Here is a 24,446-nt window from a genome sequence, read left to right as displayed (position 1 = left end):
CGCGCGGCGCCCGGGGGCGCAACCCCGGTTCGGGAAGGGGCGGGCTGGGGGACGTTCCCCGGCGGCCACCGCCGCGGCGGGACGCGAGCGCGGGCCCGCCGGATCCGGACGGGCCCGGCGCGGGGCCGCCGCCCGGGTCGGCCCGCCCCCCGCCGGGGGGCGTGAACCGGTCAGGGGTTCAGGAGGCGGGACTTGGCCGCGGTGAACTCCTCGGGGGTGAGGAGGCCCTCCCTGGCCAGGGCGGCCAGTTGGGTCAGGTGGGCCGTCAGCGCGCCCCCGGCGTTCGCAGCCGCCGGCTCGGGGGACACCCCTGCCCCCGGCCCCGCGCCGACCTCGGCCCCGGCGCGCGCCTCCTCCCCGGTGTCCACCGCCTCCGCGGTCGCCGGCGCCACCGGCGCCTCCGCGTCCCCCGCCGCCCCGGCGAAGGGCGGCGGCCCGGCCGCATCCGCATCGTGCTGCGCCGGCCGGACCGGAAGCTGGGCCGCGTCCCAGACGTAGGCGCCGCGCGCCAGGATGCCCCGGAGCAGCGGCCGCCCGGCGGGGCGTTGCGCCGGGTGGACGACGGGGCCGACGGGTCGGATGAACATCAGGCGACCCCCAGCCGCTCCGCCGGGATCCGGACGGATCCCGCGATCCGCCCGCCCGCCGCCCGTACCGCGATGGCGGCGTCCTCGGCCCAGACGTGCTCCACCACCAGCAGCAGTGCGCAGCTGCCCCGTTCCATCAGGTTCGCGGCCTCCTTCACGTCCTCGGGGCCGATCAGCCGGGCCGCTTCCCGGTGGGCGAGGAGGCCCTGCAGTTCCACGAACTCGTCGAACTCCGCGGCCAGCACCTCGCCCCCGGCGGTCTTGGTGGCGACCAGGCCGTCGATGAGCCGTACGTTCCCGGTCTTCCGCAAGCCCAGCACCGCCTCGACCGCCGGTACCCGCAGCTGTTCTTCCGGGAAGGCGAGGACGATGAACTCCACTGGTCCCATGTGCCGCGGCTCCCACTTCCGACCGTTTCTGATGATTCTTCGGCACCCTATGACATAGCCGGACATGTCACCCGTCCGCTTGCTACGTTTCCCGTATGACCGCTCTGACGGCTGAGGTGGCGGAGCCCTTCCCGCACCCGCCCCCCGGCGTCCGTCCGTCCCGGCGCGGGGGAGCCGAGCTGACGCTCCTCACCGGGGCCGTCCTCATCTGCGTGCTCGGCCACCTCTCCGTCGGTCTCGCCGCCACCGGCCGGCCGCCCGGGACGACCGCGCGCTACGCCGCCGGGCTGGGCTGCGCCGCCCTGCTCGCCCACCTCGCGGTCCGCCTCCGGGCCCCGTACGCCGACCCGGTGCTACTGCCGATCGCCTTCCTGCTCAACGGGCTCGGCCTGGTCCTCATCCAGCGCCTGGACCTGGCCACCCCGGCCGCAGACGCCGCCGCCGGGCACCAGCTGCGCTGGTCCGCCCTCGGCATCGTCCTGTTCGTGCTCGCCGTCGCGGCCGTGCGCGACCACCGGGCGCTCCAGCGCTACGCGTACCTGTCGGTGGCGGCGGCCCTGGTGCTGATGCTGGTCCCGGTCTTCTTCCCGGCGGTGAACGGGGCGCACATCTGGATCAGGTTCGCGGGGTTCTCGTTCCAGCCGGGGGAGTTCGCGAAGATCCTGCTCGCCGTGTTCTTCGCCGCCTACCTCGCCGCGAACCGCACCGCCCTCGCCCTGACCGGCCGCCGCCTGTTCTGGCGGCTGCGGCTGCTCCCGGGCCGGGTCCTCGGCCCCATCCTGGCGGTCTGGCTGCTCAGCGTCGGCGTGCTCGTCCTGGAGCGGGACCTCGGCACCTCCCTCCTCTTCTTCGGCCTCTTCGTGATCATGCTGTTCACGGCCACCGGGCGGATCGGCTGGATCGCCGTCGGGCTGGCCCTGTCCGCCGCGGGCGCGTACGCCGTCGGCAGCCTCGAACCGCACGTCCACGGGCGGGTGGACGACTGGCTGAATCCTTTCGCCTCCATCGACCGCGGCGAGGGCCCCGGACAGCTCGCCCAGTCCCTCTTCGCCTTCGGCGCCGGCGGGCTCCTCGGTGCCGGACTCGGCCACGGCCAGTCCTTCCTGATCGGCTTCGCCGCCAAGTCCGACTTCATCCTCGCCACCGCCGGCGAGGAGCTCGGCCTCGTCGGCCTCACCGCGGTCCTGCTGCTGTACGGGATCCTCGTGGACCGCGGCTTCCGCGCCGGGCTCGCACTGCGCGACCCGTTCGGGCGGCTGCTGGCCACCGGACTCGCCACCATCGTCGCGCTCCAGGTCTTCGGCATCGCCGGGGGAGTGACCGGCCTGATCCCGCTCACCGGGATGGCCATGCCCTTCCTCGCCCAGGGCGGCTCCTCCGTCGTCACCAACTGGATCATCGTCGCGCTCCTGGTCCGGCTCAGCGACAGCGCCCGCAGACCGCGCCCCGCCCCCGCCGGGACGGGTCCCGGAGCGGCCGGCGCGGCGGTGGCCGGCCGGTGATCCGCTACATCCGGTGGTGCGCGTACTTCTGCGCCCTGATGCTCGCCGCCCTGCTGGCCAACCTGGTCCGGGTGCAGGTCTGGGAGGCCGCCGCCTACGGGGCGAACCCGGCCAACAAACGCCCCGCCATCGAGCGGTACGCCCAGCGGCGCGGGGACATCCTGGTCGAGGGGAGGCCGGTCACCGGATCCCGGGACAGCGGCCAACTGCTGCGCTACGAGCGGACGTACGCCCACGGCCCCCTCTACGCGCCCGTCACCGGCTTCTCCTCCCAGACCTACGGCACCAGTCTGCTGGAGCGGGCCGAGGACCCCGTCCTCGCCGGCACCGACCCGGGGCTGTCGTTCTTCCCGCTCTGGTACGACCTGTCCCGCGGCCGCCCCGACGGCGGCGACGCCGAAACCACCGTCCGGGCGGCCGTGCAGCGGGCCGGGTACGGAGCGCTGGCGGGCAAGCGGGGCGCGGTGGCCGCCCTCGACCCCGCCACCGGCAGGATCCTCGCGCTGGTCAGCAGCCCCTCGTACGACCCGGGCGTGCTCTCCGGCACCGGCCCGGGCGTCACCGCGGCCTGGGCCCGGCTGAACGCGGACCCGGCCCGGCCGATGCTCAACCGGGCGCTGCGCGAGACGTACCCGCCCGGCTCCACCTTCAAGATCGTGACGGCGGCCGCGGCCCTGGACGCGGGCGTGGTCACGGACGTGGACGCGCCGACCCGCACCCCCGACCCCTACCCGCTGCCGGGCACCAGCACCCTGCTGCCGAACGCGGGCACCGGGTGCCGGGACGCCTCCATGGCCCAGGCCGTGCGGTACTCCTGCAACACGGTGATGGCGAAGATCGGCGTGCAGGTGGGGCTGCGGCGGATGGTGGAGGCGGCACGCCGGTTCGGCTTCAACGAGGAGGGCCTGCGGGTGCCGGCCTGGGTGTCCCGGTCGAACTTCGACACCGACATGAGCCCCGACCAGCTCGCCCTGTCCTCGATCGGGCAGTTCAACACGAAGGCGACCCCGCTGCAGATGGCGATGGTGGCCGCGGCCGTCGCGTCCGGCGGCGAGCTGAGGGCCCCGTACCTGGTCGAGCGGACCACCCAGGACGACGGGAGCCAGGTCCGGCGCACCGGCCGGCGCAGCCTCGGCCGTGCCATGAACCCGGCGACGGCCCGGCGGCTACAGCGGCTGATGGTGAACGCCGTCGAGGACGGCACCGGGCGCAACGCGGCCATCCCGGGGGCGGAGGTCGGCGGCAAGACGGGTACCGCCCAGCACGGCGTGGGCAACGCGGGCACCCCGTACGCCTGGTTCATCGGCTGGGCCAAGGCCGCGGACGCGCCGCTTCCGGAGGTGGCGGTCGCGGTCGTCGTCGAGGACGCGGCGGGCGACCGCGGGCACATCAGCGGCAACAGCGCGGCCGCGCCGATCGCCCGCGCGGTGATGGAGGCGGCCTTGCGCGACGGGCCGCGGACGCCCGCCCCTGCGGCCCGGCCCCGGCCTGCCACCACGCCGGGGCCCGCGGCCACGCCCCGGCCCCCGTCCCTGCCGCCGCGGGTGTCCGCTCGCCCGTTCCCGTTCCCGTTCCCGTCCCCGTCCCCGTCCGGGGAGTGAAATGCCCTGCACCGCGGACGGGTTGGCTGGTACCGCTACGGTCATGACCCCCGAACGCGAACCCGCATCCGTGGCCGAACCCGTGGCCGAACTCGCACAGGTGAACATAGCCCGACTCAAGTACCCCTTGGACTCGCCGCAGTTGAAGGGGTTCGTCGACGCCCTCGACCCGGTCAACGCCGATGCCGAAGCAGCCGACGGGTTCGTGTGGCGGCTCCAGACGGAGGAGGGCAACGCCACCGACGTGGCGGTCTTCGACGACGCATGGCTGATCCTGAACATGTCCGTGTGGCGGGACCCCGAGGCCCTCAAGACCTACATGTACCAGGGCCGCCACCGGGAGGTCCTGGCCCGCCGCCGGGAGTGGTTCGAGCACGTCACGGAGGCGATGACCGCCCTGTGGTGGGTTCCGGCCGGGCAGCGGCCCACCGTGGCGGACGCCGAGGAACGGCTCCTCCACCTGCGGGAGCACGGCCCGACCCGGTACGCGTTCAGCCTGCGCACGGACTTCCCGCCGGAGCCGGGGCGGGAGCCGGCGCCGACGACCGCCGTGTAGCGGCGGGACGTACGGTCGGGCCACGGGCCACGGGCCACGGGCTACCGGCTACGGGGCCCCGGGACCCGTGCGGCCGTCCCGCCCGGCCTCGACGTCCGTTTCGACGCCGTCCTCCTCCGCCCCTTCGGCGATGGCGGCCGCCACCTCCGCCACCCGCGCCGCCTCCTCGGCCGCGAACCGCTCGCGGTCGAGGGCCTCGGCGACCTCCTCGTCCCGGCTCATCAGCAGGTCCAGGTTGGAGTCGCCCATCTCGAAGACCCCCATGTCCAGGTAGGCCTGCTGCAGCCGCGGCCCCCACAGGCCGATGTCCTTCACGCACGGCACGATCCGGCTGAACAGCAGCCTGCGGAACAGGTGCAGGAACTCCGACTGCTCGGTGAACCGCACCGCCTCCTGCCGCGGGATGCCGAAGTTCTCCAGCACCTCCACACCGCGCAGCCGGTCGCGCATCAGGTGGCACCCCTCGATCACGAACTCCTCGCGCTCGCGCAGCTCGGCGTCGGTGAGCTGCCGGTAGTAGTCGCGCAGTGCCATCCGTCCGAACGCCACGTGCCGCGCCTCGTCCTGCATCACGTACGCCAGGATCTGCTTCGGCAGCGGCTTGTCGGTCGTGTCGCGGATCATCCCGAAGGCGGCCAGCGCCAGCCCCTCGATCAGCACCTGCATCCCCAGGTAGGGCATGTCCCAGCGGGCGTCGCGCAGGGTGTCCCCGAGCAGGCCCTGGAGGCTGTCGTTGATCGGGTAGAGCAGGCCGATCTTCTCGTGCAGGAAGCGTCCGAAGACCTCGGCGTGCCGGGCCTCGTCCATGGTCTGTGTGGCGGAGTAGAACTTGGCGTCCAGGTCCGGGACGGACTCCACGATGCGCGCCGCGCACACCATCGCGCCCTGCTCGCCGTGCAGGAACTGGCTGAAGTTCCAGGAGGCGTAGTGCCGGCGCAGCTCGCCCTTGTCCTGCTCGGTGAGTTTCGGCCAGTAGCGGGTGCCGTGCAGGGTCAGGGCCTCGTCCGGGGTGCCGAGCGGGTTGTGCGGGTCGACCGGCAGGTCCCAGTCGATGCGCTTGGCGCCGTCCCACTGCTTGTCCTTGCCCTTCTGGTAGAGCGCGAGGAGCCGTTCGCGGCCCTGCGCGTACTCCCAGTTGAAGCGGGCCGCGCCGGTGGCCGGGACCTGCCAGACGTCCTCGTCCGGGACTGCGGTGTAGAGCTCGTGCGTCGACACTGACGCCCCCTCGCCTCGCGTACTGCCGTGCAGGACAGGATCGTTGGCAATGTCACACGTTGGTAGACGCGCAGTCAACAAGTGGCGCGCAGGGGATTGACGCTCTTGCTGACAAGCAGTCTCATAACTGGTGACCGCACCGGGGGATCGCAGCCGTGACCCCAACCCCACCCCGGAACAGGGCGAGGTGCCCCGCCATGACGACCACCACCGACCGCACGGACGACCGCGGGACCGACCGAGGCAAGGACCGCGGGACCGACCGCGACCAGGTCCTCCGGGACGCCCTCGGCCTCCTCAAGGACCGCGAGGAGACCGCCGCGCGCCTCCTCGACTCCTCCGCCAAGCACTCCTTCGACCCCGACGAGGAGCTCGACTGGGACGCCCCGCTGGTCGACGGCGCGTACTACTGGCCCCCAGAGCTGCTCTCCCTCTACGACACCCCGATGTGGAAGCGGATGAGCGAGGAGCAGCGCATCGACCTGTCCCGCCACGAAGCCGCCTCGCTCGCCTCCCTCGGCATCTGGTTCGAGATCATCCTGATGCAGCTGCTGGTCCGGCACATCTACGACAAGTCCCTGACCAGCAACCACGTCCGCTACGCACTCACCGAGATAGCCGACGAGTGCCGGCACTCGATGATGTTCGCCCGCATGATCCAGAAGGCCGGCGCCCCCGCCTACCCGGTCTCCCGCCTCAATCACAACCTCGCCCGCGTCCTGAAGACCGTCTCCACCACCCCCGGCTCCTTCGCCTGCACCCTGCTCGGCGAGGAGATCCTCGACTGGATGCAGCGCCTCACCTTCCCCGACGAGCGCATCCAGCCGCTGGTCCGGGGCGTCACCCGGATCCACGTCATCGAGGAGGCCCGCCACGTCCGTTACGCCCGCGAGGAGCTGCGCCGCCAGATGCTCACCGCTCCGCGCTGGGAGCAGGAGCTGACCCGGATCAGCTGCGGCGAGGCCGCCCGCGTCTTCTCCCTCGCCTTCGTCAACCCGCAGGTGTACGAGAACGTGGGCCTCGACCGGCGCGAGGCCGTCGCCCAGGTCAAGGCCAGCGGCCACCGCCGCGAGGTCATGCAGACCGGAGCCGGACGGCTCACCGACTTCCTCGACGACATCGGGGTCCTGCGCGGCGTCGGCCGCCGGCTCTGGCGGAGCTCCGGTCTCCTCGCCTGAAGCGGGGGCCGGACGGGGCGCGGGCGCGGGCGCGGGGCGGCGGGCCCGGCTGCCGTGCGCAGACCGCCTCGCTGCGGCGGCCCTGCGGCCGCCCCGCGGCGGCTACCCTGCGGGCATGACCGCACCCGCGTACCGCAGGCTGAGCGTCGAGGAGCGGCGGGCGCAGCTCCTCGACGTGGCACTGTCGCTCTTCGCGCACCGGGCGCCGGAGGAGGTCTCCCTCGATGACGTCGCCGAGGCGGCCGGTGTCTCCCGGCCCCTGGTGTACCGCTACTTCCCCGGCGGCAAGCAGCAGCTCTACGAGGCCGCCCTGCGCTCGGCCGCGGACCGGCTCGACCAGTGCTTCGCCGTACCCCGGACGGGCCCGCTGACCCAGCGCCTCGCCCGGGCCCTGGACCACTACCTGGCCTTCGTCGACGAGCACGACACCGGCTTCACCGCCCTCCTCCAGGGCGGCAGCGTCGTGGAGACCTCCCGCACGACCGCCACCGTCGACGGCATCCGCCGCGCCGCAGCCCGCGAGATCCTGCTCCACCTGTCCGTCCCCGCGCCCGGCCCGGGACCCCGGCTGCGCATGATGGTCCGCACCTGGATCACCGCCGTCGAAGCCGCCTCCCTGATATGGATCGACGAGGGCAAACAGCCCGACGCCGGCACCCTGCGGGACTGGCTGGTGGACCAGTTCATCGCCCTGCTGACCGCCACCGCCGCCACCGACCCCGAGACGGCCGCCGCGGCCCGCGCGGCACTCGCCCTGGAAACCGCCGACGGGCCGGCCGGAGTCCTGGCGCGGCGCGTGATCCCGGTGGTCTCCGAGGCCGCCCACCTGCTGTGACACTGGAGGGGTGAGAAGCGAACCCACCCCCTTCGAGGGCGGCCCGATGGACGGCCGCACCCTGCCGATCCTCGTCGGTCCGACCGGCCACCCCCCGAAGTGGTACGAGATCCCGGTCCCGGCGCCGGACGGCGGCCCCCCGACGGTCCTGCTGTACGAGCGGGTCCCCGCGGGCTACAGCAAGCGGCTGGGCCTCCAGAAGGGCTGGAAGTACACGTACTCCCCGGACGCGGAGAAGCCGAGGCTCCGCTGGCCCTGGACCAAGCCCACCCCACGCACCCCTCCGCCGAACGGGTAACCCCCGTCGGCCCTCGCGCGCCCGTACCCGGGCCGCCCTGGGCCCGCGCACGGTCAGTCGCGGCCCGGATGGGCGGGGGGCGCCCGGATGCGGTGGGGGCGGGGTCTCGGGCAGGGTCAGGGTCGCCAGCGCTCCGCCGGATCCGGGGTCGCCGAACTCCAGCCGGGCCCCGATCACCGCCGCCTGGCCGAGCGCGATCGTCGGGCCCAGCCCGTGTCCCCCCGGGCCGCCGCTGCGGAGCCGCTCCGGTCCGTGCTCCGACAGGTAGGCGGGGAAGTCGTCCCCCGTGGTCCCGGACCGTCACCACCGGCCCGTCCACGGTCAGCACCACCGGGGTCCGGCCGTGCCGGTGCGCGTCGGCCACCAGGTTGCCCAGCACCCGCTCCAGCCGCCGCCGGTCCGTCTCCACGTGCGTGCACGGGCCCGCTCGCGGTCGGCGCGGTCCCCGTACTGACCGGCCCTCCGCCCCGCCGCAGCCGGCGACCAGCAGCAGTACGGCGCGCGGAGCCGTACGCAGGGCCGCGCGCCGGGTCGTGTGCAGGGCTGCGCGCCGGGCCGCTCGCCGAGCCGCGCGCAGGAGGGGAGTCCTCATCACCTGCGGGACCTCCTCTCCGCGGCACGACCGGATGCGTTCCGAGCACCCGCGGTCCGATCGTCCGTGGTCCGGCCGCAAGCAGAGATATGCCCCGGTTCCCCCGGAACCTCCCCGGAATCAGCCGTCGGTACGCCCGCGCCGCAGCATCGCGAAGCCGAGACCCGCGGCCCCCACCGCCGCGATGCCGCCGCCCGCGGCCAGCAGCAGCACCCCGTCGCCCGGCTCGTCGGCCAGCGTGTCCAGGCGCAGCGCCCCCGTGCTCGGCTCGGGCACGGCGAGGACGACCCCGTCGCGCGTCGCCGTCTTGTGGCCGTCCGGCACGTGTCCGCCGGGCGCGGGTCCGCCGGGCGCGCCGGCGTCGCCGACCCAGGACGTGATCCGCCCGTCGGCCCGCAGGGCGGCGTGCATCGCCCCGCCGCCGATCGCGACCGCACCGTCCCCGCCGTGCAGGGTGGCCGTCCTGACCCCGTCACCGCCGAGGACGTCCGCCCGGTAGACACCGTCCGCGACCTCGTAGACCTCGGCCCGGGACACCCCGTCCGCGAGCGCCACCCGCTTGACCGGCGTCCGCGCCGCCGACGCCGCGGGCATCCCCTCGGCGAGAGCCGCGGCCGCAGGCAGCGCGACCAGACCTCCCGCACACGTGCCCACGGCCGTGGCGCGGACCACAGTACGGACGATGCTCACGCGGAACCCTCCTTCGTCATGCCACCCACGTCATCGCCACCAACCTAGGAACCCGCCGTTGCGGTACCGCGATGAGCGTGTAACAGGAACCCGGCAGACACCCGTAGAAGCCGTTACACGACCGAGAACTCCCCACGGGGGATTGCCCCCGGCCCCCCGCCCTGGTCCCATTGACCCCGGGGGGTGACGTCCATGCGCGGACTCACAGTGCTGCCCAGCGGCCGCCCCGGCCGCGGCCGGCTCTACGTGAACCTGCCCGACGGCCGGGCGGTGGCCTGGTACGACCGGCAGACCAACCGGATCAGCGTGCTCGCCGACCAGCACCGCGAAGCCGTACTGGCGGCGCTGCGGCCGTACCTCGGCGGCGCCTGGACCATCGGCCCCCCGCCCGTCCCCACCCGGACGGAACTGCGCCGCCTCGCCCTGCCGCCGGACGAGGACCTCGCCCCGAACCGGCCGGGCGAAACCCTGCTCGGCGAACTCGCCCACGGCTCCGCCGGCGCCCGCACCCGTCACCGGCTCCGCCAGGAGCTCACCGCCCAGCAGCGCACCGGCGACCTCCTCGACGCCCTCGAAGCCGACGGCTGGCGGGTCGTGCACTGCATCCCGCTGCGCGCGCTGGGCCGCCTCGACCACCTGCTGATCGGCCCCGCCGGCGTCTTCTGCATCCGCAGCCTCCCGTGCCGCCGCCAACGCGCGGTCGTCGGCGACCTCCTGCTCGGCGTGGGCCGCGCCGACCCCCGCCCCGATCCCCGCTGGATCCGCCGGGCGGCCTCCGCCGCCACGCGGACGCTGGGTGCCACGGCCACGCCTTCGCTGGCCCTGGTCGACGCCTCCCGCGTCGACGTGGCCCCCACGGTCCGCGACATCCTCGTGCTCGAACCGGCCACGGCCGCCGCCGCCCTGGCGTCGTCGCCGCCCACGCTCAAACCGCCGGACGTCGAGGGCCTGTTCGCGCTGGCCCGGGACGCCCGGACGTGGCAGGGGCGGTGACACGGCCCGAGGAACCCGGGAGCCCGTGCCCGCCTTCCGTCCGCTTCCGTCCGCCGGGCCGCGCTCCCACGCTGTCCGCGGCTACGCAGAGGCCCGCTTCCGGGGGGTGGCCTTCTTCGCCGTCGTCTTCGCCGCCTTCTTCGCGGTCTGCTCGGCGCCACCGGCGGCCTTGGCCGACCTGGTGCTCCCTGCCGTCTTCGCGGTCTTCGCCGTGGTGGCCGTCTTCGCCGTCCTCGCGGTCTTCGCCGTCGACTTGGTCGCGGTGGACTTCCTCGCTCCCGCCGCCGTCTTCTTGGCCGAGGCGGTCGACTTCTTGCCGCCCACCGCCTTCGGCGCAGCCGGAGCCCGCTTGCGCGGCGCCGGCTGCCGGATCGGCGTCACCTCGGCTTCCGCCCCGGCCCCGGCCGCCTCCTCGTCCCCGCCCCGCGACGCCTTGGCCGCCCGTACGCTCTTCTCCAGGGCCGCCATCAGGTCGATCACCTTGCCGCCGGCCGGTTCCACCTCCGCCTCCGACGGAGGTTCGAAGGCGCCCCCCGCCTTCGACTCGATCATCGCCTCGACCGCCTCGCGGTACTCGTCGGTCAGCGATGTCATGTCGACCTCGCCCAGCGTCGCCATCAACGCGTCCGCCAGGTCCAGCTCCGCCTCGCGCACCGAGACCGACGCCTCGGGGGCGACCCCTTCCGGCTGCCGGATCTCGTCCGGCCAGAGCAGTCCGTGCATGGCGATGACGTCGTCGACGACCCGCAGCATGCCCAGCCGCTCCCGGCCCCGCAGCGCGTACTTGGCGATCGCCACCCGGCGGCTGCGCTTGAGCGCCTCGCGGAGCAGGGTGTACGGCTTGGCGGCCGTGGCTCCGTTCGCCGCGAGGTAGTACGCCGAGTCCAACTGGAGCGGATCGATCTCGTCCGCCGGTACGAACGACACGATCTCGATCGTCTTCGCCGTGGCGATCGGCAACCGGGCCAGGTCCTCGTCCGTGATCGGGATGATCGAGCCGTCCGCCTCCTCGTAGCCCTTGCCGATCTCGTCGCTCGACACCTCCTCGCCGTCCAGCTCGCACACCTTGCGGTAGCGGATGCGGCCGCCGTCGTCGAGGTGGATCTGGCGGAAGGAGATGGAGTGGCTCTCGGTGGCGTTCACCAGCTTGATCGGGATGCTGACCAGGCCGAAGGAGATGGCCCCGTTCCAGATGGATCGCACGGTACCTCCCGTTTCGTGGCAGTCTCATCGTATGACGCCGATCACGATGGTGGAGGGGCGTCGCATCCCGCTCAGCAACCTGGACAAGGTCCTGTACCCCGAGACCCGGTTCACCAAGGGCGAGGTGCTTCACTACTACGCCACCGTCGCCACTGCCCTGCTGGCCCACATCCACGACCGGCCGGTGTCGTTCCTGCGCTATCCCGACGGGCCGGAAGGACAGCTCTTCTTCACCAAGAACCCGCCGCCCGGTACACCCGCCTGGGTGAAGACCACCGCCGTGCCGCGGTCGGACGACCCCTCGGCCGAGCAGGTGGTCGTCTGCGACCTGCCGTCGCTGATGTGGGCGGCCAACCTGGTGGTGGAGTTCCACACGCCGCAGTGGACGGCGGGGAGTCCCGCCGTCGCCGACCGGCTGATCCTCGACCTCGATCCCGGGGCGCCCGCCACCGTCGTCGAGTGCTGCGCGGTGGCCGGGTGGCTGCGCGAGCGGCTCGCCGCCGACGGGCTCGAAGCCTGCGCCAAGACCTCCGGGGCCAAGGGGCTGCACCTGTCCGTGCCCCTGGAACCGACCCCGTCCGAGCGCGTGTCGGCGTACGCGAAGGCCCTCGCCCAGGAAGCCGAGCGCGAGCTCCCCGAACTCGTCGTGCACCGCATGGCCAAGGCCCTGCGGCCCGGCAAGGTCTTCGTCGACCACAGCCAGAACGCCGCCGCCAAGACCACCGCCGCCCCCTACACCCTGCGGGCGCGGGCCCGGCCCACCGTCTCCGCGCCGGTGTCGTGGGCCGAGGTCGAGGACTGCCGCACACCGGCCGACCTGGTGTTCCTCGCCGACGACGTCCCGCCCCGGCTGGAGCGGGACGGCGACCTCTGGGCGCCCCTGCTGGACCCGGACCGCACCCACCGGCTCCCCGGAAGGGCGGGGTCGAGGGCCTCGCGCAGACGGGGCCCGCCGTGATCCAGGTGGCGCTGGCGGCCCCCGTGCGCACCCTGCCGCGCGGGGCGGGCCTGGCGTACGAGCCCAAGTTCGACGGACACCGGCTGGTCGTGGTCCGCACGCCCGAGGACGTGCTGCTGCAGGCGCGCTCCGGCCGGATCGTGACCAGCGCCTTCCCCGACCTGGTGGTCGCGGCGCGCCAGTTGCCCCCCGACACCGTCCTCGACGGCGAGGTGGTGGTGTGGTCCGAGGGGCGCACCGACTTCGCCCTCGTCCAGCGGCGGGCCGCCGCCACCGCGGCCAGGGCCGCCGTCCTCGCGCAGAGCCTGCCGGCCTCGTACGCCGCGTTCGACGTCCTCCAACTGGCCGGGCAGGACGTGCGCGGGCGCCCGTACGAGCGGCGCCGGGCCCTCCTGGTGGACCTGCTGCTCCCGCTCGGCCCACCCCTGCAGCCGGTCCCGATGACCACCGACCCGGACGTGGCCGAGACCTGGTACGAGACCCTGCCCGCCAGCGGCATCGAGGGGCTGGTCGTGAAACGGCTGGACCAGGCCTACCCGGCAGGGCGCCGCGGCTGGCGGAAGCTGCGGCACACGGAGGTGCGGGACGCGGCGGTGATCGGCTACACCGGCACCCCGCGCCGCCCCCGGGCGCTGGTGCTGGTCCTGCCGGGCGAGGAGGAGGCGCCGCTGGTGTCGAGCCCGCTGACCGCGGTGCAGCGGGCGGAGCTGGTGGCGGAGCTGGGCCTGCGGGCGGACGCGGACGCCGACGGGCGGGCGGCGGACGGCGCGGCCGGCGGAGGGGCGGGCGGCGCGGCGGGCGGAGGGGCGGGCGGAGGGGCGGGCGGAGGGGACAGCGCCACCGCCACTGCCACGGTCACCGCCATCGGGATCGGGGAGGTCGCGTACCGGCCCCTGGACCCGCCCCTCGCCGCCGAGGTCCGGCACGCCTCGACCCGGCACCCGCCCCCCGAGGTGCTCAGGCTCCGCACGGACGCCTGACCTGCACCGCGGGCGGGCGGCGCAGGTCAGGCGCGGTGGGGGAGGGGCGGCGGGGCCGGGAGTCCGGGACGGTCACGCGTGGGCGCCGCGTCCCGAGTTCGGGGGAGAGCCGGGCTGCGGGTGCGGTCCGGGTCCCTCGGGGCGCTCGTAGCCGGACTCGCGCCGCTTGCGGACCTCGTCGGGGTGGCTGGAGGCGGTGTCGCCGAAGTTCCCGTAGCCCTGCATCTCGTGGGGGCGCAGGCCGCCCTCGGGGATCGGCACCTGGTCGCGCTCCTCGCGCACCTCGTACACTGCGCCGCCCTCGGGCAGGTGCGGCTGGCTCTCGGCGGTCGGCGGCGGGGGCTCCTTGGCCCGGACGCGCTGGCCCAGCTTGAAGCCGGCGAGCAGGAACCCGGTGATCAGGATGCCCACGAAGAAGAACCACGCGATGTCGGAGAGGGTCGCGTCGACCGCGAGGTAGCTCAGTGTCGTGTTCATACAGGTCATATTCCCGGCTTTGGTACTGATGTGCCTGATGAGCCCGAGAAATGGTGGAAACATGGGCAAGGGGCGACTGACTGCGCGGACGGCGGGTAGGCAGGCAGTAGCCGTCCTCGTGAGCGACGGCCACGTCGGAAGGAGGGGCCAGGCATGCCCCGCGGATCCTCCCCCAAGCGCGAACGCCAGTACGAACACATCAAGGAGAGCGCCGAGGAACGAGGCGTTCCCGAGGCCGAGGCCACGGAGATCGCCGCCCGGACGGTCAACAAGGAGCGGGCCCGCACCGGCGAGTCCGAGACCGCGAGCCTGCTCTCCCTGGAGGACATGTCCTCGTCGCGCCGCGGTGGGCTGCGCTCCCACTCGGGCGCCGAGGGCCCCACGCACGCGCAGCTCTACGAGGAGGCCCGGCAGCGCAACATCCGCGGCCGCTCGGAGATGACCAAGGCCCAGCTCAAGCGCGCCCTCGGAAAGTAGCGCGCGCACCCGCACCCGCAGCCGCCGGGCGCAGTGCCGCGGTGGCCGCCCCGTCGGGCGCGGCTACCGCAGCGGCCCGCCGGATTCAAGCAACCCCGGTGCGCCCGGTGCGCCGTCCGCCCCGTGTCCGCTCAGCACCGCCAGGATCTCGGCGCAGATCGCGAGGGCCGTCTCCGCCGGCGTACGGGCGCCCAGGTCGAGCCCGATCGGCCCGTGCACCCGCGCCACGTCGGCCCGCGCGACCCCGGCCGCCTCCAGCCCCTCGCGCCGCCGGGCCGTGGTCCGGCGCGAGCCCAGCGCCCCCACGTACGGGACGCCGAGCGCGAGCGCGGCCCGCAGCGTCGGCACGTCGAACTCCGGATCGTGGCTGAGCATCACCAGACAGGCCGCGTCCCGGCGCGCCGCCAGCAGCTCCTCGGCCTCCGCGACGGTGCCCACGCACTGCGCACCCCACCCCAGCAGCCGGGCCTGGGCCCCGACGAGCTGCGCGAGCTCCCCCGACGCGGGACCGCCGATCACGACGTGCGGCTCCGACGGGCAGGCCTCCACGAGCACCAGCCCGGTGTCCCCGTACACGGCGTCCCGCCCGGGCCGCCGCGTGGCCAGCAGCTCGCCGGCCCGCCGCCCCGCCTCGTCGACGGGGGTGTCGCCGGCCCGGACCACCTCGCTCACCGCCTGGTCGGCCCGCTCGTTCAGCCGGGTCACGAGCGCGACCCCGACCCCCCGCGCCAGCAGCTCCCACCACTGCGCCGGCACCGCGGCCAGCGGCTGCAGCAGGATCTCGGCCCGGCCCCCGCAGGTCAGCCGCGCCTCGGCCGCCTCCTCGGCCCCGACCGACACCTCGCACACCCGGGCCGTGGCCCCGGGCGACCACGCCCCGGCCTCCGCCACCAGCTCGGCGTCGAACACCCCCCGGTACAGCGACCCGACGCACTCCCCGCCCGCGTCCAGCAGCAGGGCCCCGGCCGGGTCCCGCGGCCCGAACCCCTGCTCGGCCACCGGCCGGGCCAGGAAACCCGCCCGCCCCTCGGCCGCCCACCGCCGCGCCGTCTCCACCAGTCCACGCATCGCGCTGCCCCGTTCTCGTCGTGGCCCCACCCCCGCCAACCTATGCACGCCGCCGGGACCCACCCACCCGTGAATCCCACAGACCTGCAACGGCTCCCTCGTACGGTCCACCGGGGCACTCGGACCACTTGCACAAAACCCTCCGATGGGTTCCTCTCGAAGAAGAGGCCGAATGGGACGAACGCCAGGACGAGGCGGCGAGAGCAGGTGCTGTTCACCGACCGCGACGACGCGGGACGACGACTCGCCGAGGCCCTCCGGAAGTACGAGCCGGAGAACCCCGTGGTGCTGGGCCTGCCCCGGGGCGGCGTCCCGGTCGCCTTCCACGTGGCCCGCGCCCTGCACGCACCCCTGGACGTGATCGTGGTGCGCAAGCTCGGGGTCCCGTACCAGCGCGAGCTCGCCTTCGGTGCCATCGGCGAAGGCGGCGTCCGCGTCATCAGCGACGACATCGTCCGGCACGGCCGCATCACCGCGCAGGACATCGCCGAGGTGGAGGCGGCGGAACAGGAGGAACTGGCCCGCCAGGCCCACCGCTTCCGCGCCGGCCGCTCCCGCGTCCCGCTGCGCGCCCGGACGGCGATCGTGGTCGACGACGGCATCGCCACCGGCGCCACGGCAGCCGCCGCCTGCCGGGTCGTACGGGCCCAGGGCGCGGCCAAGGTGGTCATGGCCGCCCCGGTGGCCCCGCCGGACGCCGCCGCCCGCATCGCGGACGCGGCCGACGACGTGTTCTTCCTGGCCACCCCGGCCGGATTCTCGGCCGTGGGCCAGTGGTACCGCGACTTCTCCCAGACCCCGGACGAGGAAGTGGTCGCCCTCCTGACCCGCGCGGCGGGAGAGGCGGCATCCCCCCACCCCCCGAAGGCGGCACCCCCATGAGCACGCCCGCGAAGACGACCGACGTGGTGATCGACGCGGCGGGCCTGCCCCTGCCCGGAGAACTGACCCTCCCGCCGGACGCCCGCGCGGTGGTGGTCTTCGCCCACGGCTCGGGCAGCAGCCGCCACAGCCCCCGCAACCGCCGGGTGGCCTCGGCCCTCAACCGCGCAGGCCTGGGCACCCTCCTCTTCGACCTCCTCACCCCGGCCGAGGAGGGGGACCGCGCCCACGTCTTCGACATCCCCGCCCTGGCGGCCCGCCTGACCGCCACCACCACCTGGCTCCACGCCCGCACCCCGAAGCTCCACCTCGCCTACTTCGGCGCCAGCACCGGAGCCGCGGCAGCCCTCACCTCGGCGTCGCTGCCGGACTCCCCGGTGTACGCGGTGGTCTCCCGCGGCGGCCGCCCCGACCTGGCGTCCGACCTCTCCGAGGTCCGCGCCCCGACCCTCCTGATCGTCGGCGGCGACGACACCCAGGTCCTGGCCCTGAACCGCGAGGCCCAGGCCCGACTCCGCTGCGAGACCCGCCTGGAGGTGGTGGAGGGCGCCACCCACCTCTTCGAGGAACCGGGCGCCCTGGAGGAGGTCTCCGCCCTGGCCACAACCTGGCTCACCACCCACCTCCCGTGAACGCCGTACGGCAACGGCGCTCGAGCACGCTCCCCGGGGGTGCCTTCGTGGCCGGACATACGCGAAGACCCCGTCGCCAGCGTTCTCGCTGGTGGCGGGGTCTTGTGACACTTCTTGCGAAGTGCCCCCGGCAGGATTCGAACCTGCGCACACGGCTCCGGAGGCCGTTGCTCTATCCCCTGAGCTACGGGGGCGTGTCGTTCGCTGTGCGGCGACGGGTTGAACACTACCAGCTTCCGCGGGGTGATCAGAAACCGTTTCCCGGGGAGCGGGGCCCGGGTCGCTCGGACGGGGTGGAAGTGGCGAAAAGCCGGACGCGGGGGCTTAGGCGGACCTACTCTCGAGTTGTGCCAGGCGCCTCGGGTCGGGTGCTTGTTGTCGACGACAACAAGGTCATCCGGCAGCTGATCAAGGTCAATCTCGAGCTGGAGGGCTTCGAGGTCGTGACCGCGAGCGATGGTGCCGAGTGCCTGGACGTGGTGCACGAGGTGGATCCCGATGTGATCACCCTCGACGTGGTCATGCCCCGGTTGGACGGGTTGCGCACTGCTGCGCAGCTCAGGGCCGATCCGCGGACGCGGCACCTTCCCGTCGCCATCGTCAGCGCCTGTACGCAGCACGAGGTGGAGGTCGGGATCGACGCCGGGGTCGACGCGTTCGTCGCCAAGCCCTTCGAGCCCGCCGAGCTGGTACGGGTCGTGCGCATGCTGGTCGAGCGGCGCGACCGGGAAGGGCGTGAAGGGGCTCCTGCCGGGAGGGGGAGGGGCTAGGGTCCGGCGGCAGCGCCCCTGTTCACATGGCGAAACCGTTCGCGTGAGCGTGGGGTGTCTCCCCTAGGCTGGTCCCGTGACCCCCGCCGACCTCACCCGTACCGTCGTGCGCGCAGTGCGCTGCGCCGTCGAGGACGGGGAGCTGCCCGCGCGTGCCGCGGTGCCCGCGCGGGTGGTCGTCGAGCGGACCCGCCCCGGCGGGGTGGGGGAGTACGCCACGCCCGTCGCCTTCCAGGTCGCCAAGGCCGCGGGCCGTCCGCCCGGCGAGGTGGCCCGGGTGCTGGCCGGCCGGCTGGGCGCCGAGGCCGGGATCGCCCGCGTCGAGGTCACCGGCGCCGGCTTCCTGAATTTCGTGTTGGAGGAGCGCTCCTCTGTTGACGTGGTGCGGGATGCGCTGCGCCTCGTGGGCGACTTCCCCGGTCCCGGTCCCGGTCCCGGTCCCGGCACCGGCCCCGTTCAGCTGGCCTCCGCCGGCGAGCTGCGGGCCCGGGTCGTCGGACGGGCCGTCGGGCTGATCCTGCTGACGCAGGGGATCCGCGACGCGGGGCCGCCGCCGAAGGTCGCCCCCGTCGCCCGGCGGGACGGTGACGTCGTCGCCCGCTTCGGCGGGGACGCCGCCGTCTGGGCCATGCTGTCCGTGCCCGCGCATGAGACGCCCTCGTTCAGCGGCTCGCTGCTCGTCCAGGACGAGTCCAGTGAGTTCTTCCGGGTGCGGTACGCGCATGCGTGTGCCGTCGGGCTCGTGCGCAACGCCCGGCTCCTCGGGTTCGGGCCCGAGCTGGTGCCCGTCCCGCCCGGCGACGGCGCCCCGCTGGTGCGCGCCCTCGCCGACCACCCCCTCGTCCTCGAAGCCGCCGCGCACCACCGTGCGCCCGAGCGGCTGGTCCGGCACCTCGTCGAGCTGGCCGACGCGCTGCTCGACTTCCAGTACCGCGTCCTGCCCAAGGGGGACGAGAAACCCTCGGCCGCCCACCGCGCCCGGCTCGCCCTTGCCGAAGCCGCCGGGACGGTGCTGGCCGGCGGCCTGGCCCTGCTCGGCATCCCCGCACCCGACTGCCTGTGATCCGCGAAGAGAGACACCGATGAGCCGTTCCGCGCACCCCGCCGGCCCCCGCCACGCCGACGTCCTGCCCGAGGGCCACTACACCCCTCCGCCCGCCGACCTCAACGCCCTCGACGAGAAGGTCTGGTCCCGGACCGTCCGGCGGAACGACGACGGGGTGGTGAGCGTGGGCGGCGTCGAGGTCACGCGCCTCGCCGAGGAGTTCGGGACCCCCGCCTACTTCCTCGACGAGGAGGACTTCCGGGCCCGCTGCCGGGCCTGGGCCACCGCCTTCGGCCCTGACGCGGACGTCTTCTACGCCGGCAAGGCGTTCCTCTCCAAGGCCGTCGTCCGCTGGCTCCGGGAGGAGGGGCTCAACCTCGACGTGTGCTCCGGCGGGGAGCTGGCCACCGCGCTGGCCGCCGGGATGCCCGCCGGGCGCATCGCCTTCCACGGCAACAACAAGTCCGCGGCCGAGATCACCCGCGCCGTCGAGGCGGGCGTCGGGCGGATCGTCCTCGACTCCTTCCAGGAGATCGCCCGCGTCGCCCACATCGCCCGCGAGCACGGCGTACGCCAGCCCGTGCAGATCCGCGTGACCGTCGGCGTCGAGGCGCACACCCACGAGTTCATCGCCACCGCCCACGAGGACCAGAAGTTCGGCATCGCCGTCGCCGACGGATCCGCCGCCGAGGCCGTGCGCCGCGCCCTCGGCCACGACAGCCTCGAACTGCTCGGCGTCCACTCCCACATCGGCTCGCAGATCTTCGACATGGCCGGCTTCGAGGTCTCCGCACGCCGCGTCGTCCGGCTGCTGGCCGCCGTACGCGACGAGCACGGCGTCGAGCTGCCCGAGATCGACCTCGGCGGCGGCCTCGGCATCGCCTACACCTCCTCCGACGACCCGCGCGAGCCCCACGAGATCGCCAAGGCGCTGAACGAGATCGTCGCCCGCGAGTGCGAGGCCGCCGGGCTGCGCGCGCCCCGCATCTCCGTGGAGCCGGGCCGCGCCATCGTCGGGCCGACCGCGTTCACGCTCTACGAGGTCGGGACGATCAAGCCGCTGGAGGGGCTGCGCACGTACGTGTCCGTCGACGGCGGCATGTCCGACAACATCCGCACCGCCCTCTACGACGCCGAGTACTCCGTCACCCTCGTCTCCCGCACCTCCGACGCCGAGCCGATGCTCGCCCGCGTCGTCGGCAAGCACTGCGAGAGCGGTGACATCGTGGTCAAGGACGCCTACCTGCCGGCCGACCTGGCCCCCGGTGACCTGATCGCCGTACCCGCCACCGGGGCGTACTGCCGCTCCATGGCCAGCAACTACAACCACTCGCTCCGCCCGCCCGTCGTCGCCGTGCGCGACGGGGCGGCGCGCGTGATCGTCCGGCGCGAGACCGAGGAGGACCTCCTCCGTCTCGACCTCGGATGATGAAATAGCTGTCTCATTCACTGGACCGAGGATGGAAACTCGTGTCCATTGGGTGAGACTGGTTCAAACCCGGCGTGCAACACCGCCCGCCGGGAGCCGATGGAAGATCGAAAGGCGTAGGTCGAATGATGCGTACGCGTCCGCTGAAGGTGGCGCTGCTGGGCTGTGGAGTGGTCGGCTCAGAGGTGGCGCGCATCATGACGACGCACGCCGACGATCTGACGGCCAGGATCGGCGCGCCCGTCGAGCTGGCGGGCGTCGCCGTGCGCCGTCCCTCCAAGGTGCGCGAGGGCATCGACCCCGCGCTGATCACCACCGACGCGACCGCCCTGCTCAAACGGGGTGACATCGACGTCGCCATCGAGGTCATCGGCGGCATCGAGCCGGCCCGCGGCCTCATCACCACCGCCTTCGGCCACGGCATCTCCGTCGTCTCGGCGAACAAGGCGCTCCTCGCCCAGGACGGCGCGGCCCTGCACGCGGCCGCCGAGCAGGCCGGGCTGGACCTCTACTACGAGGCCGCCGTCGCCGGCGCCATCCCGCTGATCCGCCCGCTGCGCGAGTCCCTCGCCGGCGACAAGATCAACCGGGTGATGGGCATCGTCAACGGAACGACGAACTTCATCCTCGACAAGATGGACTCCACCGGCGCCGGCTACCAGGAGGCCCTCGACGAGGCCACCGCCCTGGGCTACGCCGAGGCCGACCCGACCGCCGACGTCGAGGGCTACGACGCCGCCGCCAAGGCGGCCATCCTGGCCGGGATCGCCTTCCACACCCGGGTCCGGCTCGACGACGTCCACCGCGAGGGCATGACCGAGGTCAGCGCGGCCGACTTCGCCTCCGCCAAGCGCATGGGCTGCACCATCAAGCTGCTCGCGATCTGCGAGCGGGCCGCCGACGGCGGGTCCGTCACGGCGCGCGTGCACCCGGCGATGATCCCGCTCAGCCACCCGCTCGCCTCCGTCCGCGAGGCGTACAACGCCGTCTTCGTCGAGGCGGAGGCCGCCGGGCGGCTCATGTTCTACGGGCCCGGCGCGGGCGGTTCGCCGACCGCCTCGGCGGTCCTGGGCGACCTCGTCGCCGTCTGCCGGAACAAGCTCGCCGAGGCAACGGGGCCCGGCGAGTCGGCCTACAGCCAGCTGCCGGTCAGCCCCATGGGGGACGTCGTCACGCGGTACCACATCAGCCTCGATGTGGCCGACAAGCCGGGCGTCCTCGCCCAGGTGGCGACGGTCTTCGCGGAGCACGGCGTGTCCATCGACACCGTCCGGCAGCAAGGTCGTCCAGACGGGGGCGGCAGTGAGGCCTCCCTCGTCGTCGTCACCCACCGCGCACCCGACGCCGCCCTCTCCGGGACCGTCGAGGCGCTGCGGAAGCTGGACACCGTCCGCGGTGTCGCCAGCATCATGCGTGTTGAAGGGGAGTAAGGACCCATGAGCAGCAATCGCACCCACCAGTGGCGCGGCATCATCGAGGAGTACCGGGACCGGCTGCCGGTCACGGACACGACGCCGGTGGTCACGCTCCGCGAGGGCGGTACGCCCCTCGTGCCCGCGCAGGTCCTGTCCGAGCGCACGGGCTGCGAGGTGCACCTCAAGGTCGAGGGCGCGAACCCCACGGGGTCCTTCAAGGACCGCGGCATGACCATGGCGATCACCAAGGCCAAGGAGGACGGCGCCAAGGCCGTCATCTGCGCCTCCACCGGCAACACCTCGGCCTCCGCGGCCGCGTACGCGGTGCGCGCCGGGATGGTCTCCGCCGTCCTCGTGCCGCGCGGGAAGATCGCGCTCGGCAAGATGGGCCAGGCGCTGGTGCACGGCGCGAAGATCCTCCAGGTGGACGGCAACTTCGACGACTGCCTCGACCTGGCCCGCGCGCTGTCCGACAACTACCCGGTGGCGCTGGTCAATTCCGTCAACCCGGTGCGCATCGAGGGCCAGAAGACGGCCGCGTTCGAGATCGTCGACGCGCTCGGCGACGCCCCCGACATCCACGTGCTGCCCGTCGGCAACGCCGGCAACATCACGGCGTACTGGAAGGGCTTCAAGGAGTACAGGGCAGACGGCCTGGCCTCCCGTACGCCCCGCGTGTGGGGTTTCCAGGCCTCCGGCTCCGCGCCGATCGTGCGCGGCGAGGTCGTCAAGGAGCCGCAGACGATCGCCACCGCGATCCGCATCGGCAACCCGGCCTCCTGGGAGTACGCGCTCGCCGCGCGCGACGAGTCGGGCGGTTTCATCGACGAGGTGACGGACCGCCAGATCCTCGCCGCCTACCGGCTGTTGGCCGCGCAGGAGGGCGTCTTCGTCGAGCCCGCCTCGGCCGCTTCGGTGGCCGGTCTGCTCAAGGCGGCCGAGCAGGGCCTGGTCGACCCCGGCCAGACGATCGTGTGCACGGTCACGGGCAACGGCCTGAAGGACCCCGACTGGGCGGTCGCGGGCGCTCCGCAGCCCGTCACCGTGCCGGTGGACGCGGAAGCGGCGGCCGTCCGCCTCGGCCTGGTCTGACCGGCCGTCCGCCGGGCCCGGCCGTCCGCCGGGCCCGGCCGTCCGCCGGGCCCGGCGCGACAGGCGCTGAGGCTCCGTCACGCGCCGCCGAAGCCCGGGCCGTCCGCGCCGAGTTGCCGGATTCCGGCTCCTCCCGGGGTCTTCCCGGTCGTTCCGGACCCGCTCCGGACGGCCCGTGGAATCCGGCAACTCGGGTCGTACGTCGGCAAAACCCGAGGGGATCGGAGCCTGGGACGCGACACGCACCGTGCGCCTCCTGTGCGCCCTATGTCGCGGGAGAACCTTCCTTCGATACGCTGTACTGACATCCGCCACCGCGCATATGACCGCGGTGCCGCCCCGAGGGCCTCCGGGTGTCGTACCTTCTCCAGTACATTCGCAGCGAACTTCTCGCACAGTCACAAGGAGTGTCATCGGACGATGGCCGGTCCAGCGTTCCGCGCCGCCGCCGTACGGGTGCGCGTCCCCGCCAGCAGTGCCAACCTCGGCCCGGGCTTCGACGCCCTCGGGCTGGCCCTGGGGCTCTACGACGACGTGGTCGTCCGGGTGGCCGACTCCGGCCTCGACATCGACATCGCGGGCGAGGGCGCCGACACCCTCCCGCGGGACGAGAACCACCTGCTCGTACGCTCCATGCGCACCGCCTTCGACCTGCTGGGCGGACAGCCGCGCGGCCTGGAGGTCGTCTGCGCCAACCGCATCCCGCACGGCCGCGGCCTCGGCTCCTCCTCCGCCGCCATCTGCGCCGGAATCGTCGCCGCCCGCGCCGTCACCATAGGCGGGGAGGCCCGTCTCGACGACGCGGCCCTGCTGGAACTGGCCACCGAGATCGAGGGCCACCCCGACAACGTCGCCGCCTGCCTGCTCGGCGGTTTCACCCTGGCCTGGATGGACGGCGGCAGCGCCAAGGCCATCCGCATGGAGCCCTCCGGTTCCATCGTTCCGGTGGTCTTCGTCCCCTCCAAGCCCGTCCTCACCGAGACCGCGCGCGGCCTGCTGCCGCGCACCGTCCCGCACGTGGACGCGGCCGTCAACGCGGGCCGTGCGGCCCTGCTCGTCGAGGCCCTGACCAGGCGTCCCGAGCTGCTGCTGCCGGCCACCGAGGACCGGCTCCACCAGGAGTACCGGTCCCCGGCGATGCCCGAGAGCGTGGCACTCGTCAACCGACTGCGGGCGGACGGGATCCCCGCGGTCATCTCCGGCGCGGGCCCGACGGTCCTCGCGCTGGTCGAAGGCGGCGCGGCCGACAAGGTCGCGCAGCTCGCGGGCGAGGGATGGGCGGCCAACCGGCTGGCCCTCGACGCCGCGGGTGCGAGCGTACTTCCGCTGGGAACCCAGGGCGGCCGGCCCTGAAGGCTGGGCGGTCACGGGACGGGCGGCCGGGGCAGGCCGCCCGCGCGGACGGCGCGATTGCCGGTCATTGAGAGGGGGAATATCTGTTGGATCCGGTAGTGTTACTCTCAAGTGCGCAGCCGAGGCCGCCTTGGCTCGGCGCTCAGTGTCCCCATCCGGGACCACCTTTCTTCCGGGAGCCTCCCCGACTGCTTTGATCACTCCGGCAGTTTCGAGCACGCTCCGGAAT

At 73.9% G+C, this 24,446-nt stretch carries 23 protein-coding genes, 1 tRNA gene and 2 pseudogenes; 17 read left to right on the top strand and 9 right to left on the bottom strand.

The window, feature by feature from the left end; all coding sequences use genetic code 11:
• Nucleotides 1-170: 170 nt before the first annotated feature.
• Together ACSHWO_RS11570 and ACSHWO_RS11565 are read right to left on the bottom strand one after the other, a co-directional pair.
• A complete protein-coding gene (locus ACSHWO_RS11570; RefSeq protein WP_438311623.1) occupies nucleotides 171-587 on the bottom strand; it encodes an SHOCT domain-containing protein in 417 nt (138 codons plus the stop codon).
• Nucleotides 587-976 (bottom strand): DUF6325 family protein, encoded by a 390-nt coding sequence (locus tag ACSHWO_RS11565; RefSeq protein WP_438311621.1) that lies wholly within the window; start codon nucleotides 974-976, stop codon nucleotides 587-589. The genes ACSHWO_RS11570 and ACSHWO_RS11565 overlap by 1 nt, the downstream gene beginning before the upstream one ends.
• Before the next feature lie 95 nt (nucleotides 977-1,071).
• On the opposite strand from ACSHWO_RS11565, the gene ACSHWO_RS11560 reads away from it, so the two are divergent.
• From ACSHWO_RS11560 to ACSHWO_RS11550, 3 genes are read left to right on the top strand one after another with little or no spacing between them, the layout of a single operon-like run.
• On the top strand, nucleotides 1,072-2,478 hold the full coding sequence (locus ACSHWO_RS11560; protein ID WP_438311619.1) for an FtsW/RodA/SpoVE family cell cycle protein: 1,407 nt from the start codon (nucleotides 1,072-1,074) through the stop codon (nucleotides 2,476-2,478).
• Complete coding sequence (locus ACSHWO_RS11555; protein WP_438311617.1) at nucleotides 2,475-4,079, top strand: penicillin-binding transpeptidase domain-containing protein; 1,605 nt, start codon at nucleotides 2,475-2,477, stop codon at nucleotides 4,077-4,079. The genes ACSHWO_RS11560 and ACSHWO_RS11555 overlap by 4 nt, the downstream gene beginning before the upstream one ends.
• Before the next feature lie 43 nt (nucleotides 4,080-4,122).
• Nucleotides 4,123-4,635 (top strand): DUF3291 domain-containing protein, encoded by a 513-nt coding sequence (locus ACSHWO_RS11550; RefSeq protein ID WP_438311614.1) that lies wholly within the window; start codon nucleotides 4,123-4,125, stop codon nucleotides 4,633-4,635.
• A gap of 48 nt (nucleotides 4,636-4,683) precedes the next feature.
• Here the strand turns inward: ACSHWO_RS11550 and ACSHWO_RS11545 are convergent, their stop codons facing one another.
• Nucleotides 4,684-5,850, bottom strand: coding sequence for a ferritin-like domain-containing protein (locus ACSHWO_RS11545; protein WP_438311612.1), 1,167 nt, complete (start codon nucleotides 5,848-5,850; stop codon nucleotides 4,684-4,686).
• A 197-nt stretch (nucleotides 5,851-6,047) separates the two neighbouring features.
• On the opposite strand from ACSHWO_RS11545, the gene ACSHWO_RS11540 reads away from it, so the two are divergent.
• The 3 genes from ACSHWO_RS11540 (at nucleotide 6,048) to ACSHWO_RS11530 (ending at nucleotide 8,161) form a co-directional block, all read left to right on the top strand.
• Nucleotides 6,048-7,028, top strand: coding sequence for an AurF N-oxygenase family protein (locus tag ACSHWO_RS11540; RefSeq protein ID WP_385830913.1), 981 nt, complete (start codon nucleotides 6,048-6,050; stop codon nucleotides 7,026-7,028).
• Between the two features lie 115 nt (nucleotides 7,029-7,143).
• Entirely contained in the window at nucleotides 7,144-7,863 is a 720-nt protein-coding gene (locus tag ACSHWO_RS11535; RefSeq protein WP_385830901.1) for a TetR/AcrR family transcriptional regulator, read from the top strand.
• Between the two features lie 10 nt (nucleotides 7,864-7,873).
• Entirely contained in the window at nucleotides 7,874-8,161 is a 288-nt protein-coding gene (locus ACSHWO_RS11530) for a hypothetical protein (protein ID WP_385830888.1), read from the top strand.
• Between the two features lie 105 nt (nucleotides 8,162-8,266).
• On the opposite strand, the pseudogene ACSHWO_RS11525 reads toward ACSHWO_RS11530, so the two are convergent.
• Nucleotides 8,267-8,570, bottom strand: a pseudogene (locus ACSHWO_RS11525) (ATP-binding protein); the annotation flags it as partial.
• 303 nt (nucleotides 8,571-8,873) lie between these two features.
• Nucleotides 8,874-9,443, bottom strand: a complete 570-nt coding sequence (locus ACSHWO_RS11520; protein WP_438311608.1) for a hypothetical protein — start codon at nucleotides 9,441-9,443, stop codon at nucleotides 8,874-8,876.
• A gap of 192 nt (nucleotides 9,444-9,635) precedes the next feature.
• Between ACSHWO_RS11520 and ACSHWO_RS11515 the strand changes: the two genes are divergently transcribed.
• Nucleotides 9,636-10,436: a nuclease-related domain-containing protein gene (locus ACSHWO_RS11515; protein ID WP_438311605.1), complete on the top strand. Its 801-nt coding sequence runs from the start codon at nucleotides 9,636-9,638 to the stop codon at nucleotides 10,434-10,436.
• 81 nt (nucleotides 10,437-10,517) lie between these two features.
• Here the strand turns inward: ACSHWO_RS11515 and ACSHWO_RS11510 are convergent, their stop codons facing one another.
• A complete protein-coding gene (locus ACSHWO_RS11510; RefSeq protein ID WP_438311603.1) occupies nucleotides 10,518-11,639 on the bottom strand; it encodes a Ku protein in 1,122 nt (373 codons plus the stop codon).
• Nucleotides 11,640-11,670: 31 nt separating this feature from the next.
• On the opposite strand from ACSHWO_RS11510, the gene ligD reads away from it, so the two are divergent.
• A complete protein-coding gene (gene ligD, locus ACSHWO_RS11505; RefSeq protein WP_438311600.1) occupies nucleotides 11,671-12,597 on the top strand; it encodes a non-homologous end-joining DNA ligase in 927 nt (308 codons plus the stop codon).
• Entirely contained in the window at nucleotides 12,597-13,577 is a 981-nt protein-coding gene (locus ACSHWO_RS11500; RefSeq protein WP_438319052.1) for an ATP-dependent DNA ligase, read from the top strand. The genes ligD and ACSHWO_RS11500 overlap by 1 nt, the downstream gene beginning before the upstream one ends.
• 72 nt (nucleotides 13,578-13,649) lie before the next feature.
• Here the strand turns inward: ACSHWO_RS11500 and ACSHWO_RS11495 are convergent, their stop codons facing one another.
• The gene (locus ACSHWO_RS11495) at nucleotides 13,650-14,054 is read right to left on the bottom strand and encodes a DUF6479 family protein (protein WP_438311598.1); all 405 of its coding nucleotides are present in this window, start codon (nucleotides 14,052-14,054) and stop codon (nucleotides 13,650-13,652) included.
• Between the two features lie 153 nt (nucleotides 14,055-14,207).
• Between ACSHWO_RS11495 and ACSHWO_RS11490 the strand changes: the two genes are divergently transcribed.
• Nucleotides 14,208-14,531, top strand: coding sequence for a plasmid stabilization protein (locus ACSHWO_RS11490; protein WP_438311595.1), 324 nt, complete (start codon nucleotides 14,208-14,210; stop codon nucleotides 14,529-14,531).
• 63 nt (nucleotides 14,532-14,594) lie between these two features.
• Here ACSHWO_RS11490 and ACSHWO_RS11485 read toward each other — a convergent pair whose 3' ends face one another.
• Complete coding sequence (locus ACSHWO_RS11485; RefSeq protein ID WP_438311592.1) at nucleotides 14,595-15,599, bottom strand: XdhC family protein; 1,005 nt, start codon at nucleotides 15,597-15,599, stop codon at nucleotides 14,595-14,597.
• A 207-nt stretch (nucleotides 15,600-15,806) separates the two neighbouring features.
• Here ACSHWO_RS11485 and ACSHWO_RS11480 point away from each other — a divergent pair.
• Nucleotides 15,807-17,113, top strand: a pseudogene (locus tag ACSHWO_RS11480) (phosphoribosyltransferase family protein).
• Between the two features lie 122 nt (nucleotides 17,114-17,235).
• Here ACSHWO_RS11480 and ACSHWO_RS11475 read toward each other — a convergent pair.
• Nucleotides 17,236-17,307: transfer RNA gene (locus tag ACSHWO_RS11475), tRNA-Arg, on the bottom strand.
• Between the two features lie 105 nt (nucleotides 17,308-17,412).
• On the opposite strand from ACSHWO_RS11475, the gene ACSHWO_RS11470 reads away from it, so the two are divergent.
• The 6 genes from ACSHWO_RS11470 (at nucleotide 17,413) to thrB (ending at nucleotide 24,217) form a co-directional block, all read left to right on the top strand.
• A complete protein-coding gene (locus ACSHWO_RS11470) occupies nucleotides 17,413-17,883 on the top strand; it encodes a response regulator (RefSeq protein ID WP_385831828.1) in 471 nt (156 codons plus the stop codon).
• Nucleotides 17,884-17,959: 76 nt separating this feature from the next.
• Nucleotides 17,960-18,946 carry an ArgS-related anticodon-binding protein NrtL gene (gene nrtL / locus ACSHWO_RS11465; protein WP_438311590.1) on the top strand — a complete coding sequence of 329 codons (987 nt, stop codon included), beginning with the start codon at nucleotides 17,960-17,962 and terminating at the stop codon, nucleotides 18,944-18,946.
• Between the two features lie 19 nt (nucleotides 18,947-18,965).
• Complete coding sequence (lysA, locus tag ACSHWO_RS11460) at nucleotides 18,966-20,357, top strand: diaminopimelate decarboxylase (protein ID WP_385830721.1); 1,392 nt, start codon at nucleotides 18,966-18,968, stop codon at nucleotides 20,355-20,357.
• A gap of 125 nt (nucleotides 20,358-20,482) precedes the next feature.
• A complete protein-coding gene (locus ACSHWO_RS11455; RefSeq protein ID WP_385830714.1) occupies nucleotides 20,483-21,787 on the top strand; it encodes a homoserine dehydrogenase in 1,305 nt (434 codons plus the stop codon).
• Between the two features lie 6 nt (nucleotides 21,788-21,793).
• A complete protein-coding gene (thrC, locus tag ACSHWO_RS11450) occupies nucleotides 21,794-22,864 on the top strand; it encodes a threonine synthase (protein WP_361088914.1) in 1,071 nt (356 codons plus the stop codon).
• Nucleotides 22,865-23,284: 420 nt separating this feature from the next.
• Entirely contained in the window at nucleotides 23,285-24,217 is a 933-nt protein-coding gene (gene thrB / locus ACSHWO_RS11445) for a homoserine kinase (RefSeq protein WP_385830696.1), read from the top strand.
• The last annotated feature ends 229 nt before the right edge of the window (nucleotides 24,218-24,446 follow it).

The sequence above is a fragment of the Streptomyces pallidus (ex Mingjun et al. 2026) genome, from assembly GCF_051550185.1.
Taxonomy (GTDB): Bacteria; Actinomycetota; Actinomycetes; order Streptomycetales; family Streptomycetaceae; genus Streptomyces.
Note: the sequence above shows the minus strand (reverse complement) of the source record. Positions and strands in the feature narration are given on the sequence as shown.

Bases quoted from the DNA above. Each gene is read 5' to 3' on its own strand.
- ACSHWO_RS11570 (WP_438311623.1), bottom strand. From the start codon at position 587: ATGTTCATCCGACCCGTCGGCCCCGTCGTCCACCCGGCGCAACGCCCC.
- ACSHWO_RS11565 (WP_438311621.1), bottom strand. From the start codon at position 976: ATGGGACCAGTGGAGTTCATCGTCCTCGCCTTCCCGGAAGAACAGCTG.
- ACSHWO_RS11560 (WP_438311619.1), top strand. From the start codon at position 1,072: ATGACCGCTCTGACGGCTGAGGTGGCGGAGCCCTTCCCGCACCCGCCC.
- ACSHWO_RS11550 (WP_438311614.1), top strand. From the start codon at position 4,123: ATGACCCCCGAACGCGAACCCGCATCCGTGGCCGAACCCGTGGCCGAA.
- ACSHWO_RS11540 (WP_385830913.1), top strand. From the start codon at position 6,048: ATGACGACCACCACCGACCGCACGGACGACCGCGGGACCGACCGAGGC.
- ACSHWO_RS11535 (WP_385830901.1), top strand. From the start codon at position 7,144: ATGACCGCACCCGCGTACCGCAGGCTGAGCGTCGAGGAGCGGCGGGCG.
- ACSHWO_RS11515 (WP_438311605.1), top strand. From the start codon at position 9,636: ATGCGCGGACTCACAGTGCTGCCCAGCGGCCGCCCCGGCCGCGGCCGG.
- ligD (WP_438311600.1), top strand. From the start codon at position 11,671: ATGACGCCGATCACGATGGTGGAGGGGCGTCGCATCCCGCTCAGCAAC.
- ACSHWO_RS11495 (WP_438311598.1), bottom strand. From the start codon at position 14,054: ATGAACACGACACTGAGCTACCTCGCGGTCGACGCGACCCTCTCCGAC.
- ACSHWO_RS11490 (WP_438311595.1), top strand. From the start codon at position 14,208: ATGCCCCGCGGATCCTCCCCCAAGCGCGAACGCCAGTACGAACACATC.
- ACSHWO_RS11485 (WP_438311592.1), bottom strand. From the start codon at position 15,599: ATGCGTGGACTGGTGGAGACGGCGCGGCGGTGGGCGGCCGAGGGGCGG.
- lysA (WP_385830721.1), top strand. From the start codon at position 18,966: ATGAGCCGTTCCGCGCACCCCGCCGGCCCCCGCCACGCCGACGTCCTG.
- ACSHWO_RS11455 (WP_385830714.1), top strand. From the start codon at position 20,483: ATGATGCGTACGCGTCCGCTGAAGGTGGCGCTGCTGGGCTGTGGAGTG.
- thrC (WP_361088914.1), top strand. From the start codon at position 21,794: ATGAGCAGCAATCGCACCCACCAGTGGCGCGGCATCATCGAGGAGTAC.
- thrB (WP_385830696.1), top strand. From the start codon at position 23,285: ATGGCCGGTCCAGCGTTCCGCGCCGCCGCCGTACGGGTGCGCGTCCCC.